We start from the raw sequence: 4,178 nt of genomic DNA, 5'->3' as shown, positions 1-4,178 counted from the left end.
GTATCAGCCGGGCCCTCTGAATGCGATCACCGACGTGGCCGGCGTGAAGGTCGGGCAGGTGACCCTGAATCGGGGAGAGGGCGCCTTGAAGCCGGGCCAGGGCCCCGTCCGCACCGGCGTCACCACTACCTGCCTGTATTGCAAATGAAGATTCTACTCCCTCAAATGAGTTTGCAATCTCTTCAAGTCCTTCAAGTCTCTTCAGGTAAGTTGAAAGAGTTTCTCTTCTTGCTCCCGGTCTGGAAGCAGAGATAGCATCAGCTGCCTGTATTAAGATGGCTTCTACACTTTCAAATTCCACCTCATTATGATGAGCCATTACAGCATTGAGTACAAGTGGTTTTTCTCCAAACTTTTTAAGGAACTCTCCACCTATAAGTGCATGTGAAGCTTCTATGTCATGCTCTAACACTTTACCTACGTCATGCAGAAGTCCCGCTCTTTTAGCTAGTTCGGTATTTGCACCGATCTCAGCAGCTAAGTTTCCTGCAAGTCTTGCTACCTCTATAGAGTGTGTCAAAACGTTTTGTCCATAGCTAGTTCTAAACTTAAGTTTTCCTAAAGTTTTTATTATCTCCTGGTGCATTCCAGGTATTCCAAGCTCAAGTAAAGCATGTTCTCCGGCTTCAATGATCTCTTTATTCACTTCTTTTTTAGCTTTATTTACAGCTTCCTCTATTTTAGCAGGATGTATTCTTCCGTCTGTTACCAGTTTTTCTATGGTATTTCTGGCTACTTCTCTTTTCACTCCGTCAAAACTAGACAGTACCACTGCCTCAGGAGTATCATCGATTATTACATCTACACCTGTAAGAGCCTCTATAGCCCTTATATTCCTACCTTCTCTACCTATGATTCTTCCCTTCATTTCATCATTAGGAAGATTTACTACTGATACAGTAGCATCTACTACATAGTCAGCAGAAGCCTTTCCTATTGCTGTAGAAAGTATTCTTTTAGATACTCTGTCCTTCTCTTCAGAAAGCTTGTTTTCAAACTCTTTTATTTTCATTGCTGTCTCGTGAGTCAGCTCATTTGTCAATTTTGTTATCAGTAGATCTTTTGCCTCGTCCTTAGAGAATCCTGATATCCTCTCTAATTCTACTTCCTGCTTAGATCTCAGCTCTTCGATCTCGTTGTTCTTTATCTGAAGTTTGTCTTCAAAATCAGCAAGTTCCTGAGATTTCATCTCAAGTCTGTCTATTTTTTTATCCAGAGTTTCCTCTTTTTTAGTAAGTCTGCTTTCTTTCTGGTATACATCAGCCTTAGCTGCCTTAATATCTTTTTCGGCTTCTTCTTTTAAGTGATAGACTTTTTCTTTTGCCTTTAGTTCTATCTCTTTAGATTTTGCCAATGCTTCTTTTTCAGAACCCTCCACTATCTCTTTAGCTTTGAGTCTTGCTTTTACTATCTCATCTTCTAGATTGTTAAGTTCATCTATCTTTTTATCTATAACGGATTTTTTATAAGCTACTGTTAAAAGTATACTTAATCCGATTACTGCTGATGCTACAACTATTGACGTATTCATTATAATACTTCCTTTCTACAGATTTATTTTTATTAAAAGTTGGCTAATGCCTCCTCTTCAGTTTCGTAAATTTCAAATACTTCATCTAATCCTACCATTTCAAAAATTGTCTTAATATGATCATTCAATTTTATAAGTTTGATATCTCCGCCTATTCCTTTTACAGTTCTCAGTTTACCTCTTAAAATTCCCATAGCTAAACTGTTGATATGAACAAGTTCTTCAAAATCAATTATAAAGTTTACAGCATCTGTCTCTATCAGTTTAGACATTCTTTCTTTCAATTTAGGAGCTACAAGAGCATCTAATTCTCCCACTACTTTTATTACTCTCACATCATTTATAGTCTTCTCTACTATTTCAAAATTTGTTACCATTACTTGGCCTCCTTAACTTCTTTTGATACATTAAATTTTGTTCCTGTTTCTTTTTTCTCTACATTAAATTCGTCAACCATTCCTTTGACGATAAATAAACCCATTCCGCCTTCTTCTTTGCTGCTTTTTTTCTCATCATAACCATGACCGTTGTCTTCAATACTCAAATATACTGTATTGCCTATTTTTTTCAAGAAAATTGTCATTTCACCAGTTTCATATCTATATCCATGTTCAACTACATTGGTTGCAAGTTCATCTATAACTGAAAGCAGTTTCATTACATCGCCTTTTTCTATATTCTGGCTTTCAAAATAGGTTTTTGCAAGGGCTCTGATTAGAGTCAGATTATGCAAGGAAGAAGGCAGTACTAGTTTTACGTCGTTTCTTTCCAAAACCTTCACCTTCTTTCTTGAAATTTCACTACTTCCCACATATTCTTTTCATATTTAAATTCCACATTAAAATAAAAAGTTTCCTCTCCTGTATTGAGGGCAACAATATTCTTAGCCGTTTCATTTTCAAAACTTGTCTTGGACACAAATACCCTGTATCTGGTAAAATCTAAATCCGTAAGTTTATCCAATGTGGCTGTACTCCTCAAACTTTTACTCATATGTTTTTTAAGGGTTGTAAGATCATTCTCAACAAGTTCTTCTTTGACTTTTTTTATTAGTTCATCCAGTTCTTTTTTGGCCTCTGCTCTCTCTTCAAGTAAAAGCCTGTATTTAATAACTTCAGGCGTGTATCCGTAAGCCTTTTTGTGTTCTGCTAGTTCTTTGGCAAGATCATCTAGTTCCCATCTGCTGTAAGAACTGTAAAACCTAGATTCCTCAAACTCTATTTTCTCTTTTTTAGATATTCTAGAGCAGGCTGTACCAAGATTTAACACAATTAATATTATTAAAATTTTTTTTAACATATCATTCTCCTATGAGATTAACATTATAATGATAGCATACAGGGATGAAATTATCAAGTTAATATTTCCAACATTTTCAAAGGTTTTTGAGCCTTTGGAGTACATCCAGGACTATTTCTTCCTCACTTATTTCTTCTAAATTATACCATATATACGAGTCATCATTTTTAAACCATGTAAATTGTCTTTTGGCATATCTTCTGGAATTTCTTTTTATAAGCTCCACAGCTTCTGAAAGTGTATATTCTCCTTTCAGATGCCTTATAATTTCTGAGTAACCTATTATGTTTATTTTTTCCAGATTCTCCCCGTACTTTTCATATACTTTTACTACTTCTTGATAGAGTCCCGCATCCATCATCATATCCACTCTCATATTAATTCTCTCATAAAGGTTTTCCCTTCCTCTTTCAAGGGCCACCTTAAGAAACTTATAATTATTGCCTTTTATGTTTCTTTTGGAGATCACAGAAAATTTTTCCCCGGTGAGCAGAGATACTTCAAGGGCTCTTTCCACCCTTTTTTTATTGTTTATGTGTATTCCTTCAGCTGCTTCAGGATCTAGTTTTTCCAGTTCTCTGTAGAGATCTTCACTGCTCTTCTTCATAAGAGTTTCTCTCAGGATCGGATCAGAGGCGGGCAGTTCTGACAGACCCTCCGTGACAGAACTAATATATAATCCTGTTCCACCTGTTATTATTACGTCTTTATTTTCATTTTCCTGTTTTAACAAAATATTATTTACTTCTTTTTGATATTCACCTACACTATATTTTTTTTCAGGAACCACCATATCAATCATATAATGTTTTATCCCCTGCATCTCTTCTGACATTACTTTTGCAGTACCTATATCCAGTTCTTTATACACCTGTGCCGAGTCGGCTGAGATTATTTCTGCTCCCATGGCTTTGGCCAATTTTATGGAGAGAGCTGTTTTCCCCACAGCTGTAGGGCCTGCTATGACAAGTCCTTTCATTTTGCCCTCCTTGTGCTTTTTTCAAGTTTATCACATGAAACTTTTTTTTCAAAATATCTTTCTTACAATTCATGATAACAAACTAAAAAAGGCAGCTTAGAGCTGCCTCTTTATTAATTAATCTACAAAGTCAAATTCTACATTTGCTATTCTTACACTGTCTCCGTGCTCTACCCCTGCATCCCTCAAGGCCTCTTCCATTCCCAGATTTTTCATCATATGAAGGAAGTTTATTATAGAATCCTCTTCCATAGTTATTACATATTTATTCAGTACATCATCTACTATTCTTCCGTCTACCACGTACACCCCTTCTTCATCCTGGGTAATTATATAGTCTTCTTTATTTCCTCTGATTGCCTTCAGTAC

6 protein-coding genes and 1 pseudogene are annotated in these 4,178 nt (G+C 36.1%); 1 reads left to right on the top strand and 6 read right to left on the bottom strand.

All coding sequences use genetic code 11. The features are described 5' to 3' along the window. The first annotated feature begins 34 nt into the window (after positions 1 to 34). Entirely contained in the window at positions 35 to 148 is a 114-nt protein-coding gene (locus ABZA26_RS09125; RefSeq protein ID WP_372714211.1) for a hypothetical protein, read from the top strand. Here the strand turns inward: ABZA26_RS09125 and rny are convergent. From rny to cgtA, 6 genes and pseudogenes are all read right to left on the bottom strand, one after another. Then, a pseudogene (rny, locus tag ABZA26_RS09120) lies at positions 128 to 1,531 on the bottom strand (ribonuclease Y); the annotation flags it as partial. The gene ABZA26_RS09125 and the pseudogene rny overlap by 21 nt on opposite strands. Before the next feature lie 32 nt (positions 1,532 to 1,563). After that, positions 1,564 to 1,908 carry an STAS domain-containing protein gene (locus tag ABZA26_RS09115; RefSeq protein ID WP_372714209.1) on the bottom strand — a complete coding sequence of 115 codons (345 nt, stop codon included), beginning with the start codon at positions 1,906 to 1,908 and terminating at the stop codon, positions 1,564 to 1,566. Then, the gene (locus tag ABZA26_RS09110) at positions 1,908 to 2,312 is read right to left on the bottom strand and encodes an ATP-binding protein (RefSeq protein WP_372714210.1); all 405 of its coding nucleotides are present in this window, start codon (positions 2,310 to 2,312) and stop codon (positions 1,908 to 1,910) included. The genes ABZA26_RS09115 and ABZA26_RS09110 overlap by 1 nt, the downstream gene beginning before the upstream one ends. After that, on the bottom strand, positions 2,309 to 2,830 hold the full coding sequence (locus ABZA26_RS09105) for a hypothetical protein (RefSeq protein ID WP_372714208.1): 522 nt from the start codon (positions 2,828 to 2,830) through the stop codon (positions 2,309 to 2,311). Before ABZA26_RS09105 ends, ABZA26_RS09110 begins: the two co-directional genes overlap by 4 nt. A gap of 76 nt (positions 2,831 to 2,906) precedes the next feature. Then, complete coding sequence (gene miaA / locus ABZA26_RS09100; RefSeq protein WP_372714207.1) at positions 2,907 to 3,809, bottom strand: tRNA (adenosine(37)-N6)-dimethylallyltransferase MiaA; 903 nt, start codon at positions 3,807 to 3,809, stop codon at positions 2,907 to 2,909. Positions 3,810 to 3,926: 117 nt separating this feature from the next. Further along, the coding region (cgtA, locus tag ABZA26_RS09095; RefSeq protein WP_372714206.1) for an Obg family GTPase CgtA at positions 3,927 to 4,178 on the bottom strand (252 nt) is incomplete at its 5' end.

It is taken from the genome of Ilyobacter sp. (assembly GCF_041583315.1).
In the GTDB taxonomy this organism is placed as follows: Bacteria; Fusobacteriota; Fusobacteriia; order Fusobacteriales; family Fusobacteriaceae; genus Ilyobacter.
The sequence above is the reverse complement of the archived record's forward strand: the minus strand, read 5'-3'. Positions and strand labels throughout refer to the sequence as shown.